The sequence below is a fragment of the uncultured Roseovarius sp. genome, assembly GCF_963972555.1.
In the GTDB taxonomy this organism is placed as follows: domain Bacteria; phylum Pseudomonadota; class Alphaproteobacteria; order Rhodobacterales; family Rhodobacteraceae; genus Roseovarius; species Roseovarius mucosus.
In genome coordinates, this window is the sequence record NZ_CAXAUM010000005.1 from 91042 (window position 1) to 106690 (window position 15649).

14 protein-coding genes are annotated in these 15649 nt (G+C 63.9%); 6 read left to right on the plus strand and 8 right to left on the minus strand.

The window, feature by feature from the left end:
- Positions 1–71: 71 nt before the first annotated feature.
- Positions 72–341, minus strand: a complete 270-nt coding sequence (locus AACZ65_RS06790; RefSeq protein ID WP_037269335.1) for an usg protein — start codon at positions 339–341, stop codon at positions 72–74.
- Positions 342–562: 221 nt separating this feature from the next.
- On the opposite strand from AACZ65_RS06790, the gene gyrA reads away from it, so the two are divergent.
- From gyrA to AACZ65_RS06805, 3 genes are all read left to right on the plus strand, one after another.
- Positions 563–3262 carry a DNA gyrase subunit A gene (gene gyrA, locus AACZ65_RS06795; protein ID WP_339669497.1) on the plus strand — a complete coding sequence of 900 codons (2700 nt, stop codon included), beginning with the start codon at positions 563–565 and terminating at the stop codon, positions 3260–3262.
- Positions 3263–3401: 139 nt separating this feature from the next.
- A complete protein-coding gene (locus AACZ65_RS06800) occupies positions 3402–3983 on the plus strand; it encodes a hypothetical protein (protein ID WP_339669194.1) in 582 nt (193 codons plus the stop codon).
- Positions 3984–4063: 80 nt separating this feature from the next.
- Complete coding sequence (locus tag AACZ65_RS06805; protein ID WP_339669197.1) at positions 4064–4414, plus strand: DUF6614 family protein; 351 nt, start codon at positions 4064–4066, stop codon at positions 4412–4414.
- Positions 4415–4501: 87 nt separating this feature from the next.
- Here AACZ65_RS06805 and AACZ65_RS06810 read toward each other — a convergent pair whose 3' ends face one another.
- A complete protein-coding gene (locus tag AACZ65_RS06810; RefSeq protein WP_339669200.1) occupies positions 4502–5620 on the minus strand; it encodes a polysaccharide biosynthesis/export family protein in 1119 nt (372 codons plus the stop codon).
- A gap of 99 nt (positions 5621–5719) precedes the next feature.
- On the opposite strand from AACZ65_RS06810, the gene AACZ65_RS06815 reads away from it, so the two are divergent.
- The 3 genes from AACZ65_RS06815 (at position 5720) to AACZ65_RS06825 (ending at position 9246) form a co-directional block, all read left to right on the plus strand.
- The gene (locus AACZ65_RS06815; RefSeq protein WP_339669203.1) at positions 5720–6568 is read left to right on the plus strand and encodes an SDR family oxidoreductase; all 849 of its coding nucleotides are present in this window, start codon (positions 5720–5722) and stop codon (positions 6566–6568) included.
- Positions 6565–7200, plus strand: coding sequence for a sugar transferase (locus AACZ65_RS06820; RefSeq protein WP_339669206.1), 636 nt, complete (start codon positions 6565–6567; stop codon positions 7198–7200). The genes AACZ65_RS06815 and AACZ65_RS06820 overlap by 4 nt, the downstream gene beginning before the upstream one ends.
- A 168-nt stretch (positions 7201–7368) precedes the next feature.
- Positions 7369–9246: a nucleoside-diphosphate sugar epimerase/dehydratase gene (locus tag AACZ65_RS06825; RefSeq protein ID WP_339669209.1), complete on the plus strand. Its 1878-nt coding sequence runs from the start codon at positions 7369–7371 to the stop codon at positions 9244–9246.
- 3 nt (positions 9247–9249) lie between these two features.
- Here AACZ65_RS06825 and AACZ65_RS06830 read toward each other — a convergent pair whose 3' ends face one another.
- From AACZ65_RS06830 to prfA, 6 genes are all read right to left on the minus strand, one after another.
- Complete coding sequence (locus AACZ65_RS06830) at positions 9250–10719, minus strand: carboxypeptidase M32 (protein WP_339669211.1); 1470 nt, start codon at positions 10717–10719, stop codon at positions 9250–9252.
- 2 nt (positions 10720–10721) lie between these two features.
- Positions 10722–11864, minus strand: a complete 1143-nt coding sequence (gene ctaA / locus AACZ65_RS06835; RefSeq protein ID WP_339669213.1) for a heme A synthase — start codon at positions 11862–11864, stop codon at positions 10722–10724.
- 55 nt (positions 11865–11919) lie between these two features.
- Positions 11920–12663 (minus strand): RNA methyltransferase, encoded by a 744-nt coding sequence (locus AACZ65_RS06840; protein WP_339669216.1) that lies wholly within the window; start codon positions 12661–12663, stop codon positions 11920–11922.
- A 112-nt stretch (positions 12664–12775) separates the two neighbouring features.
- Positions 12776–13495, minus strand: a complete 720-nt coding sequence (locus AACZ65_RS06845) for a DUF4167 domain-containing protein (protein ID WP_339669219.1) — start codon at positions 13493–13495, stop codon at positions 12776–12778.
- Between the two features lie 206 nt (positions 13496–13701).
- The gene (prmC, locus tag AACZ65_RS06850; RefSeq protein WP_339669222.1) at positions 13702–14559 is read right to left on the minus strand and encodes a peptide chain release factor N(5)-glutamine methyltransferase; all 858 of its coding nucleotides are present in this window, start codon (positions 14557–14559) and stop codon (positions 13702–13704) included.
- Complete coding sequence (prfA, locus tag AACZ65_RS06855) at positions 14556–15602, minus strand: peptide chain release factor 1 (protein WP_339669225.1); 1047 nt, start codon at positions 15600–15602, stop codon at positions 14556–14558. Before prfA ends, prmC begins: the two co-directional genes overlap by 4 nt.
- Positions 15603–15649 lie beyond the last annotated feature (47 nt).

Here is a 15649-nt window from a genome sequence, read left to right on the forward strand (position 1 = left end):
CCGGAAACGAGAACCCACGACAAAATCACGGACCTGCGGGCGCTTCAACCGCCCGCGGCGTCAATATGCCCTCAATGCAGCGTGAATTCGCCCACCACATTGCGCCACTCCCCCGGCGCGATCAGCTTGCGATGGGTGAAACGCACCGAATGCAGCGGGCCTTCTAGCTCGCGCTGCCAGAATTCGATAAAACCAAAAAGCTTGGGATGATCCGGTGCCAGATCATAATCCTGCCAAAGGTAACTGTTCAGTACGTTGCGAAAATCGGGCATCCGGTAGAAGAATTCCGCCGTCGTCAGCCCATATCCCTTGAGCATCATTTCCGTCTCAGACATCTGCATGTGTCTCTCCTGTCACTGCCTGACAGGATCATGGTGCCAGAAATAAATTACTTTTCAATTAAAACAGTATATTAGCACTCTGCTTGCCCGGCTGACAAAGGCAATTCCCCAGCCCCATTGCACCCTATATCCTGCCTCTGATATAGTCCTTTCAACAAGATATAGAGAATGATCACAGGACGGTCCCAAACGTGAGCGATACGCCCCAACCCCCTGAAAACATGGATGAAACCCCGCCAGAGCGGCCCAGCCACAGCGGCCCCTCCGTCTCGATCACCCATGAGATGAAAACTTCCTATCTCGATTACGCCATGAGCGTGATCGTAAGCCGCGCGATTCCCGATCTGCGCGACGGCCTCAAACCCGTGCATCGCCGCATCCTCTATGCCATGCACGAGAGCGGCAATACCCACGATAAACCCTACCGCAAATCCGCTCGCGCCGTGGGCGATGTGATGGGCAAATATCATCCGCACGGCGATTCCGCGATCTATGACGCGCTGGTCCGCATGGCGCAGGATTTCTCGATGTCCCTGCCCCTCCTCGATGGTCAGGGCAATTTCGGCTCGATGGATGGCGATAACGCGGCGGCCATGCGCTATACCGAGGTGCGGATGGACAAACCGGCCGCCTATCTCTTGGCCGATATTGAAAAAGAGACCGTCAATTTTCAGGACAACTACGACGGCAAGGACCGAGAGCCCACCGTCCTGCCCGCCCGCTTTCCCAACATGCTGGTGAATGGCGCAGGCGGCATCGCCGTCGGCATGGCCACCAATATACCCCCGCACAATCTGGGAGAGGTGGTCGATGCCACGCTGGCGCTGATCGACAACCCCGATCTCGAGAGCGAGGATCTGATCCAGTATATCCCCGGCCCCGATTTCCCCACCGGCGGTCTCATGCTCGGGCGGTCCGGCGCGCGCAAGGCGTATCTTGAGGGGCGCGGCTCTGTCATCATCCGCGCCAAGACCCGCGTCGAGGAAATCCGCAAGGACCGCTTTGCCATCGTCATCGACCAGATTCCCTATCAGGTGAACAAGGCCACGATGATCGAAAAGATCGCCGAGGCCGCCCGCGACAAGCGGATCGAGGGTATCAGCCATGTGCAGGACGAGAGCGACCGCAACGGCGTGCGCGTGGTGATCGAGCTCAAACGCGACGCCACCGCCGAGGTCGTGCTCAATCAACTCTATCGCTTTACCCCGATGCAGACCTATTTCGGCTGCAACATGCTGGCCCTCAATGGTGGCAAGCCAGAGCAGTTGACGCTGCACCGGTTCCTCTCGCTCTTCATCACCTTCCGCGAAGAGGTGGTCGCGCGCCGCACCGCCTATGATTTGCGCAAGGCGCGCGAGCGCGCGCATTTGCTCTGCGGTCTGGCGGTCGCGGTCTCCAATGTCGACGAGGTGGTCGCCACCATCCGTGGCTCCATGGATGCTGCCGAGGCCCGGCAAAAACTGATGGAACGGCGCTGGCCCGCAGGTGACATCCTGCCCTATATCGCGCTGATCGACGACCCCAGCCACCGCGCCAACGAGGACGGCACCTATAACCTGTCCGAGGTTCAGGCCCGCGCCATTCTCGATCTGCGCCTGCAACGCCTCACACAACTGGGCGTCAAGGAGGTCACCGACGAACTCCAGGACCTCGCAGGCAAGATCAAGGAATATCTCGCCATCCTCGCCAGCCGCGAGCGGATCATGCAGATCATTTCCGACGAGCTGCGCGAAGTGCGTGAACTCTTCGCCGTCCCCCGCCGCACCGAGATTGTGGACTGGTCCGGCGACATGGAGGACGAAGACCTCATCGAGCGCGAGGATATGGTCGTGACCGTCACAAGCGGCGGCTACATCAAACGCACGGCCCTGGCCGATTTCCGCGCCCAAAAACGCGGCGGCAAGGGTCTGTCGGGCATGGCCACCAAGGACGAGGATGTCGTCACCACGCTCTTTGTGGCCAATACCCACACGCAGCTTTTGTTCTTCACCACCTCCGGCATGGTTTACAAGCTCAAGACTTGGCGCTTGCCACTCGGCGGCCGCACGTCCAAGGGCAAGGCGATCGTCAACATCCTGCCTATTCCCACCGGGGTCTCCATCGCGGCTATCATGCCCGTCGACCGCCCCGAAGAAGATTGGGAAGACCTGCAAATCGTCTTTGCCACCTCTGCAGGCGATGTGCGGCGCAATGCGCTGTCGGATTTCACCAATGTCATGCGCAACGGCAAGATCGCGATGGACCTGCCCGAGGGCGTGGAATTGGTCAACGCGCGCATCTGCGGCCCCGAGGATGACGTGATGCTGGTGACGGACTCCGGTCGCGCCATCCGCTTCCCGACAACCGAGGTGCGCGTCTTCAAGGGCCGCAAATCGACCGGCGTCCGTGGCATCCGCCTCTTGGGCGATGACCGCGTGGTGTCGATGTCCGTGATCCGCCATTTCGACGCCTCCGCCGACGACCGCGCCGCCTATCTCAAGATGCGCCGCCAACTGGCAGGGGCCGAGGACGACGGCACTGGCGAGGACGAAGGCAATGCCGACGCCGCCCTCAGCACCGAGCGGTTCGAGGAAATGCAGGCTGCCGAGAACCTGATCCTGACCATCACCGCGCGCGGCACCGGCAAACTCAGCTCAAGCCATGACTACCCGGTGCGCGGGCGCGGCGGCATGGGCGTGCAGGCCATGGACAAATCCATGCGCGGCGGTGCCGTAGTGGCCTCCTTCCCGGTCACACTCGAAGACCAGATCATGCTCGCCACTTCCAAGGGCCAATCGATCCGCGTGCCGGTCGATGGCATCTCCTTCCGCTCGCGCAGCGCAGGCGGGGTCAAGGTGTTCAACACCGGCACCGGCGAAGAGGTGGTTTCCGTGGCCTGGATCGCCGAGCAGGCCGAAGAGGACGAGACCGCCGAAGGCTGAACCAGCGCCCCCGCGACAGGGTATCATCACGCTCCGGCCGCATTTTCGCCGGATTTTCCATGATGATACCCTAGTCGCCTCGCGGCATGGTTGTATTTGTCTCCTTCGGTTCCCGGCACCTCTCACTGCGGATTGTCTCATGGCCAAGCCCACCAGCGCCAGCATGGACCAAACCGGTCTCAACCTGATCCGGATCGTGATCGGTTCGTATTTCCTCGCGCTCTCGCTTGATCTCGTCTCCGGGCTTGATGCGGCCACGCTCTTTGCCGCCCTCATGCCCCATGCGGCGGCGGATTTGATCGGCTCGACGCTGCTCTTTTGCCTTAGCGCGGCCCTGATGGCCGGGCTGCACCTGCGCCTTGCGGCGCTGAGCCTCGCACTCTTGGTCTTCTGCTCCAGCCTCGTGCAAAACCTCATCACCGTCACCCCCGAGAGCCTCTCGGCCTTCTGGCGCGACCTGACCTTGGCGACGGCGGTGTTGCTCACCTATCTCACGCTCGGCCCCGGCGCGCTGCGCCGGGCCTCGGTGCTGGCCCACCGCGCCCGCCTGCGCCGCGCCATGGCCCAAAGGGCCATTAGCCCGCGCCGCATCACGCCGCAACCGGCACCAAAACGCCCCGTTCAGCAGGAAATCCGCAGCGCCCTCGCCGCGGCCACGATCACGCATCGCCCTGCCGACCGGGATGAGGACGCCGTCGACAATATCTTTGTGAATATCTGACCGGGCCCGCGCCGCTTAACCCAACCTAAACTCTTCCGGCGCAAAATGGACGCGTGACCCCTTGCGCCGGATGCCCGCCGATGAACCTCTATTGCTGCATGATCGACCTCAGGCAGGATGCCAAGGCACTGGCTTTTGCCGCCGCTCTCGATGCCTGGCTCTCGCATCTGCACCACCACGGCACCATCGGCCGCTGGCGCCTATTGCGGCGCAAACTTAATCTCGCCGCCGATGCCTATGGTGATTTCCTGCTTGAAATCGAGGTCGATGATCTGGCCCAGCTTGACCGCGCTTTTCGACTGACCGGCGCGCAGGACGAGGTGACAACCGTGCTGCATGACCGCGTGCATGCCCAGATCGCGCAGGCGCGCTTTGCCCTCTATCGCCCCTTCCCCGATGCCGAACGGGTCGACCGCATGTCCCTCATCTGAGCCCGGCTTCATCTGGCCAAAAATACCTCAGGGGGTCCGGGGGACAGCGTCCCCCGCCTATCCGCCCGCTTGTCTCAGCCGCCCGGCTTAGTTCGCGACGTTGTTCGCGGTCGAGGCAAAGCCCACCACCGTGCCAAAGAGGCCAAGAATGGTCTGCACGCGTGTGACCGGCGATTCGGTCGCAAGCAGCGTGTCGCCCGGATTGATCTGAAACTGCCGCGCCGCAAAGAGACCATCCGCATTGGTGAAATCCAGCGAGAAAATCACCTGCCGCATCTCGGGGCCGGGCTTGTCGGGGTTGATATGATGCCGCTCATATTCACGCAGCACCAACAGCCCCTTGGGATCCGCGCGCGCAGCACTCAGGCCGCCCATCATCGAGACCGCCTCCATCGCCGTGACCTGCTCATCCTCAAAGGCGATCACTTTCTGGCTGCCCGCGGCCCCCAGCACGTTGAACGTGCGGTCATCCTCGGTCACGACGATCTGATCCCCGCCCCGCACCAGCGCATTGCGCGCCGGCTCGGCATATAGGCTCTCCGCCCGCGTCTCATACACCTGCCCGCCCCGCTGCAGTATTACCAGCGGATTGACCATTGCGGGCGAAATGCCGCCCGCGCTCGCCAACACGCTCAGAATGCGCGTGTTGCGCGACTCAAGCGGATAGTTGCCAGGTGCGGCCACACCTCCCACCACATCGACGGCATTGTTGCGCCCCGGCTCGACGTTCAACTGCACCTGCGCCGATGGCGCGATCTCCAGCATCCGCTCCTGCAACGTGGCGCGCGCCTCGGATTCGGTCATGCCACGCAGGTTGATCTCACCGATATAGGGCATGAACACCGTGCCCGAAGGCGAAACCGTCAGCCCCGCGACAGGGGTCGAGCGCGACGCCTCGCTGGCCAGCAAGGAATTTTCCTGATTGTCCCAGACGATGACATTGAGCCTGTCACCCGTCTGGATGGTCGACGAATCCGGGCCACGGCTGGCGGTCAGCCAATGGTAACTGCCCTTCCAGCCCGACGCAGGCCAGAGCGCCAGCGCCGGGGTCGAGCGGCGCGTGACCTCGACCACCTGAAAAGTCGGTGCCTTGTTGTCCTTTTCGGCCAGAACCTCGCTTTGCAGGGCGGCACCCCGGGGCAGACTGCACGCCGCCACCGCAGCAATCATCATCATTCCGAGGATAATCCTGATTGTGCGCGTCACTCTCCGACTCCCCGGTTCCTCTGGCATTGCATCGGTTCCTACCCCGGTCCTGCCGTGCTAGACAATCGGAATCTGCCCATCAACGACAGGCAAAGCCGCATGCTGGCCGAAATACGCCATGACCCGACCGCGCTGATCACCGGTGCCACTGGCCGTCTCGGAACGCTGCTGCGGGCGGCCTGGCCGGCCACGACCGGCCCTCGCCCCCTGTGGCTGGCGCGTCGGGAACCGGCGGATATCCTGTGGTCTCCGGGCGGGGTGCTGCCGCCCAATCTGCCCCGTTGCGACACGGTGATCGCCCTTTGGGGACAGGTCACAGGCACGCCAGAGGATCTCTCGGCCAATGTCGCGCTCGTGCAACACGGGGCGGAACTGGCGCGGGCCTGCGGTGCACGGCGCATGCTTCACCTCTCCTCTGCCGCCGTCTACGGCCCCGGCACCACCCTGACAGAAGCCGACCCACCCCAGCCCGCCAATGCCTATGGCCAGGCCAAGCTGGCGATGGAGACGGCGGTGCGCGCCCTGCCTCCCGGCGAGACGCGCCATTGCTGCCTGCGGTTGGCCAATGTCGTAGGGGCCGATAGCCTCGCCTCGGCCCTGCGCGCCGCTGATGGCGCGGTGTCGCTCGACCGCTTCGCCGATGGCACCGGCCCCTTGCGCAGCTATATCGCCCCGGGCGACCTCGCGCAGGTGCTCTGCGCGCTGTCAGAGCTTTCCCCAGACCGCCTGCCGGACGTGCTCAACGTGACCGCCCCCGTCCCCGTGACGATGGAAAGCCTCGCGCGCGCCGCCGGACGCCCCCTGATCTGGCGAAAAGCCCCGGAAAATGCGGTGCAGGCCGTCACCCTTGATGGCACATCTCTTGCCGCTCTGCTTCCATTTCTGTATCTGAAACAGACAGCACAGCAGATGATCGACGACTGGCACAGTTTGGAGATGGCAGCATGACCCCGGCCAAAAGGGCCTTTGACGTGGCATTCGCGCTGCTGCTGATCGTGCTTTTGTCACCGTTCATCGTCGTGATCGCGCTTTTGATCGCGATCTGCGACGGGCGGCCCGTGTTCTACCTCTCGGAACGGATGAAGACGCCCGATACCCCGTTTTGCCTGTGGAAATTCCGCACCATGCGCGTGGTGGCCAACGATTCTGGCGTCTCCACGGGATACAAGCAGCATCGAGTCACGCCGCTTGGCCGCCGCCTGCGCGCCACCCGCCTTGATGAACTGCCGCAACTGCTCAACGTTTTGCGCGGTGACATGAGCTTTGTCGGTCCTCGCCCGCCGCTGCGCTGCTATGTCGAAAGCTGCCCGGACATCTACGCCCACGTGCTGGAAAAACGCCCCGGCGTGACGGGACTGGCCACGCTCGTCTACCACCGCACTGAAGAAAAACTGCTCTCGGCCTGCACCAACCACGAGACCGGCGAGACCACCTATGTCACCCGCTGCATCCCGCGCAAGGCGCGGCTAGACCTGATCTGGGCACGTCATCAGAGCCTCTGCTACGACATCCGCCTGATCTGTCAAACGGTGATTCGCGTCTTTTCCCGGCGGCGCACAGTCCGGGCCAACCGCAGCTGATCCGAATGGCTGACGACCGCTATCGCATATATTTTAGACCAATCGGCTAAAAATTGCTCAGAATCGTCTCTCGGCTTTTCAAAACGCTGTTAATCGGCATTCCTTAAGACGCCATGAACGCATACAAAAGATTTGATTTCGACGTACTTGATCTCAGGGGTTAGTGCCGTGCTGTACAAAACCGTCACCTCACTGAAGCAGGGCCAGAAACAAGCGTTTTTCCTGACGCTGGACATGCTGATCGTCGTTGTGTCCTACGTCTTTTCCGTGGTTCTCTTCATGGGGCCCACAGCCCTTTCGGGCAATCTCGTCGCTGCCTCCAACGATCTCTTCGCGATGATGTGCGTCGCGGCGGCGCTCGCCACCTATTTCGGCCTGCACAAGGTCAAACTGAAATCCTACGAGATGCAGGGCATGCTCAGCTCTGGCTGGGTGGCGCTCGCCATCACCGCCAGCGGGATTGCCTTCTCGCTCTTGGACACCAGCGTCGCAGCCCCCGCCACGGTCTATATCGTCTGCGGCATGATGTTCCTCATCCTGTCCGCAACCTCGCGATTGGTGCTGCGCACCGCCCTCTTGCGCATCTACCGCAACGGCAATCGCCGCCTGCGGGTGCTGATCTACGGGGCCGGTCAGACCGGCCAACAGCTTGCGACGGCGCTGGCAACCGACGATGCCGTATTGCCCATGGCCTTTGTCGATGACGAACCGCGCCTGCAATCCCTGACCATTGCCGGGCTCAAGGTCTACAAGTCCGACGATCTGCCGGACCTTGTAAAGCGTTATGACATTCAGCGCGTGATCCTCGCCATGCCAAGCGCGCCCCCCGCCAAACGCACCCTGCTCACGCGGCGCATCGCCGAACACGGGGTCGAGGTGCACGCCCTGCCCTCTTTTGCCGATCTGATTTCCAACGACGCCCATAGCCTCTATCAAAGCCGCCCCGTCGATCTGAACGAGCTTTTGGGCCGCGACGGGCTTGAGGACAAATTGCCCGGCTCCCGCGACAGCTACAAGGGGCGCTGCATCCTTGTCACCGGCGCCGGTGGCTCCATCGGCTCAGAGCTGTGCCGCCAGTTGATCGCCTATGATCCCGGACACCTGATCCTGCTTGATCATGCCGAACATGCCCTGTTCGAGATCGAGCGCGAATTGCGCAGCCTTGCACCCGAGATGCGGATTTCGCCCGTTCTGGGCTCGGTCTGCGAAAAATCCCTCGTCAACGTGCTCATGCGCTCGCGCAAGGTGGAAATCGTGCTCCACGCCGCCGCCTACAAACATGTGCCCATGGTCGAATCCAACGCCATCGAGGGGATGCGCAACAATGTCATCGGCACGCGCACCGTGGCACAGGCGGCACGGGACGCGGGCGTCGAACGCTTCATCCTCGTCTCCACGGACAAGGCCGTGCGCCCCGTCAGCGTGATGGGGGCCTCCAAACGCTTTGCCGAAATGATCGTGCAGGATCTCGCCACCCGGAGCCAGAACACGCGCTTTTCCATGGTGCGGTTCGGCAATGTGCTGGGATCGTCCGGCTCGGTCATCCCGCTCTTTGCCGAGCAGATTGCCCGCGGCGGACCGGTCACGCTGACCCATGCCGATGTCACCCGCTATTTCATGACCATCCCCGAGGCCGCGCGCCTCGTGCTCTTGGCCGGATCCTTTGCCCGTGGCGGCGATGTCTTTGTGCTCGACATGGGCAAACCCATCGCCGTGCGCGACGTGGCGCGCAAGATGATCGAAGGCTCAGGGCTGACAGTGCGCGATAAACAGAACCCCCATGGCGACATTGAAATCCAGATCACCGGCCTACGCCCCGGCGAAAAGCTCTATGAGGAACTGCTGATCGGCTCTGACATGCTGACCACGCCGCACCCCAAGATCCTGCGTGCGCAAGAGGGGCATCTGTCGGAAATCGAACTCGCCAAGGCGCTGAAATCCCTCTCCGAGGCGATCGAGACACGCGATGTGGCCCTCCTGCGCAGCGTGCTGGCCCAGTGGATCGAACAGATCGAAGACCGCCCCGACGCAACGGTCAATCAATAGGCCTCAGCCCGCCAAGTCACCAAATTTCCGGTCGAGATAATCCAGAAGCGGCCCCGCCGTCGGGGCAGCGCCACAGGCGCGCGCAATGACCTCCGCCGGCTCGAATAGCCCGCCATGCCGCTGCACAGCCGCGCGCAGCCACGCCGTCGCGGCGGTCAAATTCCCCCGCGCCAACTGCGCCTCAAGCTCTGGCACCGCCTCTTGCAAGGCGGCAAAGAGGCATCCGGCATAGAGGTTACCCAGACTATAGGTCGGGAAATAGCCAAACAGCCCCACGGACCAATGCACATCCTGCAACACACCCTGCGAGGCGCGATCTACGGCATATCCGAAATCGGCAGCAAAACGGTCGTTCCACGCCGCCTCAAGATCGGCCACGCCCAGATCCCCCGCGATCAAGGCCCGCTCCAGATCATAGCGCAGCATGACATGCAGGTTGTATTGCACCTCATCGGCTTCTGTCCGGATATGGCCGCGATGCACCCGGTTCACGGCGCGATAGAATGTCTCTTCATCGGCAATACCGAAATCGCCGAACCCGTCCCGCATCCGCCCATAGAGCCAGCCACAAAACGCCCGGCTCCGGCCCAACTGGTTCTCGTAAATCCGGCTCTGGCTCTCATGCACCCCCATCGACACCCCCTGACCCAAGGGCGTCAGGCGATAGTCCGGGTCGATCCCCTGCTCATAGCAGGCATGCCCGACCTCGTGGATGGTGGAATAGAAACAGTTGAACGGGTCCGCCTCGCTCACCCGCGTGGTGATGCGCACATCATCCCCGCTGCCGGAACTGAACGGATGCACCGCCAGATCAAGCCGCCCCCGGTTCAGGTCATAGCCAAAGACCTGCGCCAATTCCCGCGACAGCGCCAATTGCGCGGTGCGATCGAATGTGCCCTCCAGCTTGGGCCACTCTACATCCAGCGCCGCCCCACGCAGCGCCACCAGCCGCGGCCGCATCTCGGCGAACATCGCATCAAGCTTGTCCGCGCCCATCCCCGGCTCGTAATCCTCGAGCAGCGCATCATAGAGCGCGCTGCCCGTCGACAGCGCCGCTGCTTCCTCGCGCTTGAGGCGCACCACCTCGGCCAGAACAGGCGCAAAGGCGGCATAGTCATCCGCCGCCCGCGCCTCGGCCCACTGCCCCTGCGCCCGGCTCGTGAGGCGGGCCAGCGCCACCGCCAGATCGCCCGGCACCTTGACCGCGCGCTCGTAATCGCGCCGGATGTGGCGCAATTGCGCCCGCGCCACGGGCGCGGTGGCCTCCAACTCCGCCTCAGCCAGCATCGCGCCGCGCGCCGGGTCCACCCGCCGCGCATGCAGCACCGCCTGAATCGCGCCCGATTCCTCGGCCCGCTGGTCGGCGGCCCCGTGCGGCATCATGGTTTCCTGATCCCAGCCCAGCCGCCCGGCCACCTGCGCCAGGGCCTGCGTCTCGCGCTCGCGCGCCATCAGATCGTCATAGGCGCTCATGCTCAGGTGCCCCGAATTGAGGTGGCGCGCGGATACTGGCTCAGGAACCGCGCCCGCAGGATCAGCACCCAGAGGACCACCGCCACGAATTGATGCGCAATCGCCAACTGCCAGGGCGCGATATAAAGCACCGTCATGATGCCCAACACGATCTGCAACAGCAGCACGGCAAAGGCAGCGGTAAAGGCCCCCCGCGTGCGCTCATGCGCGCTCTTGCGCCCACGCAGCCAGACCACCACGGCAAAGACCAGCAAGAGATAGCCGCTCATCCGGTGAATGAACTGCACCGTGCCGGGGTTCTCAAAGAAGTTCCGCCACAGGGGCTGCAAGTCCATCATATCGGGCGGCAAAAAGCCCCCCGCCATCAGCGGCCAGTCGGTATAGCTGCGCCCCGCATCAATCCCCGCCACCAGCGCCCCCAGCAGGATTTGCAGGAACGCAAAATGCATGAGCCCGGTCGAGAGGCTAAAGAGCTTGGCCTCGCGCCCGCGCCGCGCCTGCATCAGCTCGCGCTCCTCGCGCCCGAGCAGGAACACGAACCACGCGATCACCCCAAGGATCACAAAGGCCAACCCCAGATGCGTCGCCAGACGGTAAGAGGCCACCGCCACCATCTCGCCCGTCAGACCCGAGGATACCATCCACCAACCGATAGCGCCTTGCGTGCCGCCCAAAGCGCCCAAGAGCAGCAACCGACCGCTCCAGCCCTTGGGGATCTGCCGCGCGACGAGAAACCCGAAAAAGCCCAAGGCCCAGACCAGCCCGATCACCCGGCCCAATTGCCGGTGGCCCCATTCCCACCAATAGATGAATTGAAACTCCGCAAGGGTCATGCCCTTGTTGATTAGCTCATATTGCGGAATGGCGCGGTATTTGTCGAATTCCTCCATCCAATGCGCTTCGGACATCGGCGGCAGCGCGCCCGTCACCGGCTTCCATTCGGTGATGCTGAGACCGCTGTCGGTCAGCCGCGTCAGCCCGCCCACCGCGATCATCACCGCCACCAGCGCAAAGAGCACCATGAGCCAGAGCCGGATCGCCCCCCGCGCACCGCGTCGGCCCGCGTCGATCATGCCGCCCTGCGGTACGGGCTTCTCGGCCCCGGTCTGTCCCACCTCTTCGAAAATGCTGCGTTTTCCGCTCATGCTCACGCCTCTTTCTGTTCGCACCCGGCAACACTAGGGCGCGTCCCTGCCTGCTTCAACCGCGCGCCTTCCAGCGGACCATCTGCCGCATCACCCCGTGCAGGGTCTGCACATCGGCACGCGTCATCGGCATCCGGCTCCACATGTTGCGCAGGTTGGTCTTCATGCTCTCGGCCTTGTGCTCGGGAAAGAAAAACCCGGCCTCCTCCAGCCGCTCCTCGTAATGCGCGGCCAAGGCCTCGACCTCGACCTGCGCGGCCCAGTCGGTCTTGGCCAGATCGACCCGCTCGGGCACGACCTGGCCCGCCGCGCGCTGCCACTCATAGGCCACCAAGAGCACGCATTGCGCTAGGTTGAGGCTGGCAAAGACCGGATTGACCGGCACGTTGATGATCGCATTGGCGCGGGCGATGTCGTCATTTTCCAGCCCTGCACGCTCGGGACCAAAGAGCACCGCGACCTTCTCGCCCGCCGCGATCTTCTCGGCGGCCAGAACCATGGCGCGCTCGGGGCTCAGGACCGGCTTGGTCAGCCCGCGCGCCCGCGCGGTCGTGGCCAGAACAAACGTACAATCTTCCACCGCGCCCGCGGTATCCGCAACCAACAGCGCCTCATCAAGAAGCCGCCCCGCCCCGCTTGCCATGGCATCTGCCTTGGGATTGGGCCAGCCATCGCGCGGTGCCACGATCCGCATCCGGTCGAGGCCAAAGTTCCACATGGCCCGCGCTGCCGCCCCGATATTCTCGCCCATCTGCGGACGCACAAGCACAAAGGCTGGCTGGGGTCGGTCACTCGGCATCGGCAATCTCGCTTCGGTGTCATGCAAGGGGGCCCGCCACTGGCAAGCCCCCTCCTTCATCGGTATTCAGATACTCATATCGACCAGCCCCGCAAGGCGCTGTCGGATCGGATCACTCGGCCGCCTTGGTTGCGACCTCGCCACCCGCCTCGCCAGCGTTGCCACTCTCGGCCTTGGGCGGACGCTTGGCGCGTGGCTTGCGGGGGCGCTTGGGGGCCTCGGCCTCGGGGCTGGAGGCAGGGTTCGCCTCTGCCGTCACCTGTGCCTCCGGTTCAGCCCCCTGCTCCGGCGCAGAGCCCGCATCGCCCGCGCGGTCCTGTCCACGGCGCGGTCCCCTTTCGGGCGCATGCGCCCGGCGGCGCGACGGCTCGGGTTGCGGCTTGCTCTCGGGCGTCTCGACCAGACCGATGTCACGGTCGTCATAGCCGCCGATCACATCGGGCTGCGTCTGTGCGGCAGGATCCTGCGACACCGGCTGCTCAGCCTCGTCGCTCTCGCGGCCACCGGATCGTTCTGGCCGGTCGCGGTCGCGCTCCTGTTGGCGGTCGCGGTTGAACCGTTCCTGCTCCTCGCGGCGCGCATCCTGCTCTTTCTGCGCCTCGCTCAGCAGGCGCAGATAGTGCTCCGCATGCTGTTGGAAATTCTCGGTTGCGACCCTGTCGCCCGCCAATTGCGCATCGCGCGCCAATTGGTTGTATTTCTCAATGATCTGCTGCGGCGTGCCGCGTACCTTGCCTTCGGGTCCGGAACTGTCAAACACACGGTTGACGACATTCCCGACGGTGCGGTTGCGGTTCGGCTTGTTCCGCTGACGTGACTTCGATGATCTCATATGGTGCTGTCCAGCCCTGATGCTCAAAATGTTCGCTTGACCCGATGGGCGCCCCTTGCGCCGAATAAAACCGGATCGGACATGTTCTGGCTTGGTGTCAAGCGGGACCGCCCGAATGGGCATCCTCCGTCGTGACTGGACACCAATAAGCACGCGTCGCCCGGTCGCACAAGAGCAAAGCGGAAAATTTCCGCAAATCTAGCCGATTATGGCTCATTTCTGCGTGAACGCACAGGCCAGACCCCGCAGACAACCCGGTCGCGCCCTTCCAGATCAGGCAGGACAGCCACCGCCTCGAATCCCGCCGCGCGCAGGATGTCGGCCACCTCTGGCCCCTGCGTCCAGCCGATTTCGACCATCAACCGCCCACCGGGGTGCAGATGCACGCCCGCCCCGCCCGCAATCGCGCGATAGGCGCTCAGCCCATCCGCCTCATCGGTCAACGCCCCGCGCGGATCGTGCGCCCGCACCTCGGGCATCAGCCCAGCCATTTCCGTCGCCGCGATATAGGGCGGGTTCGACACGATCAGATCAAACACCCCCGTGACGCCATCGAACCAATCCGCCCGGATCAACTCCAGCCGCGCCGCGACCCCGTTCCGCGCGGCATTGCGCGCCGCCACCGCAAGCGCCGCGTCTGACAGGTCCGTGGCCACGCCCCGCACCTCGGGCCATTCCGCCAAGAGCGTCACCGCCAGAATGCCACTTCCGGTGCCAAGATCGAGCAAAGCCAAGGGCTTGGGCCCTGCCAAGGCTTCGGCGATCAGGCACTCCGTCTCGGGGCGCGGATCGAGCACATCCGCCGTCACGGCAAAGTCACGACCCCAGAACTCCCGCCGCCCGAGGATCTTGGCCACAGGTTCCCGCGCCGCGCGCCGCGCGATCAGCGCCGCGAACCGCTCAGCCGCCCCCGGCTCCAGATCATCGCCCAGATGCAAGGTCAGCCGGTCACGCGCAATCCCCACGGCCTCGGCCAAGAGCGCGCGCGCATCCCCCGCCGCCCCGTCGATGCCCGCCGCCTCCAGCCGCCGCGCCGCCTCAAGCAGGGCCTCGCGCAGGGTCACGACATCTCGGCCAGCAATGTGGCCTGCGCATCCGCCGTCAGCGCGTCGATCACCTCATCCAGGTCCCCGCCCAAGACCTGCTCCAACTTGTAGAGCGTCAGGTTGATCCGGTGATCGGTCATCCGCCCTTGCGGGAAATTATAGGTGCGAATGCGCTCGGACCGGTCGCCGGTGCCCACCTGCGCCGCCCGATTGGCGCTGCGTTCACTGTCAACGCGGTTGCGCTCCAGATCATAGAGCCGGGTTTTGAGCACCTGCATGGCAATCTCGCGGTTGCGATGCTGCGACTTCTCGGAACTCGTAACCACGATCCCGGTGGGCAAATGCGTGATCCGCACCGCCGAATCGGTGGTGTTGACATGCTGACCGCCCGCACCGGACGAGCGCATCGTGTCGATCCGCAGGTCATTGGCGTTGATCTGGATATCCACATCCTCCGCCTCGGGCAGCACCGCCACCGTGGCGGCAGAGGTGTGGATACGCCCGCCACTCTCGGTCTCGGGCACGCGCTGCACCCGGTGAACCCCCGATTCGTATTTAAGGCGGGCAAAGACCCCGTCGCCGCCGATCCGTGCCACCAATTCGCGGATACCGCCCAATTCGCTCTGCTGTTCCTCGATCACCTCAAAGCTCCAGCCGCGCGCCTCCGTATAGCGCTGATACATGCGCATGAGGTCGGCCGCAAAGAGCGCCGCCTCCTCCCCTCCTGTGCCGGGCCGGATTTCCAGGATCGCCGGTCGCGCATCCGCCTCGTCGCGCGGCAAGAGCGCCAGTTGCAGCCGTTGCTCCATCTCCGGCAACCGCGCCTCCAGCGCCGCCACCTCTTCGCGCGCCAGATCGCGCATCTCAGGGTCGCCCAGCATCGCGCGCGCGCCCTCCAGATCGTCCAGCGCCTGCCGATAGGCGCGGATTTCCTCGACCACGGGCCGCAATTCCGAATACTCGCGCCCGAGGCGGGCAATATCGCCACCGCCCTGCATCATCTGCGCCTCGACAAAGTCAAAGCGCTCCGCGATCTGTTGCAATCTGTCCAAGGGTACCATGGATGATCCTCTGTCCCATCCTTGTGACTTGGTCAAGAGGCGTCACC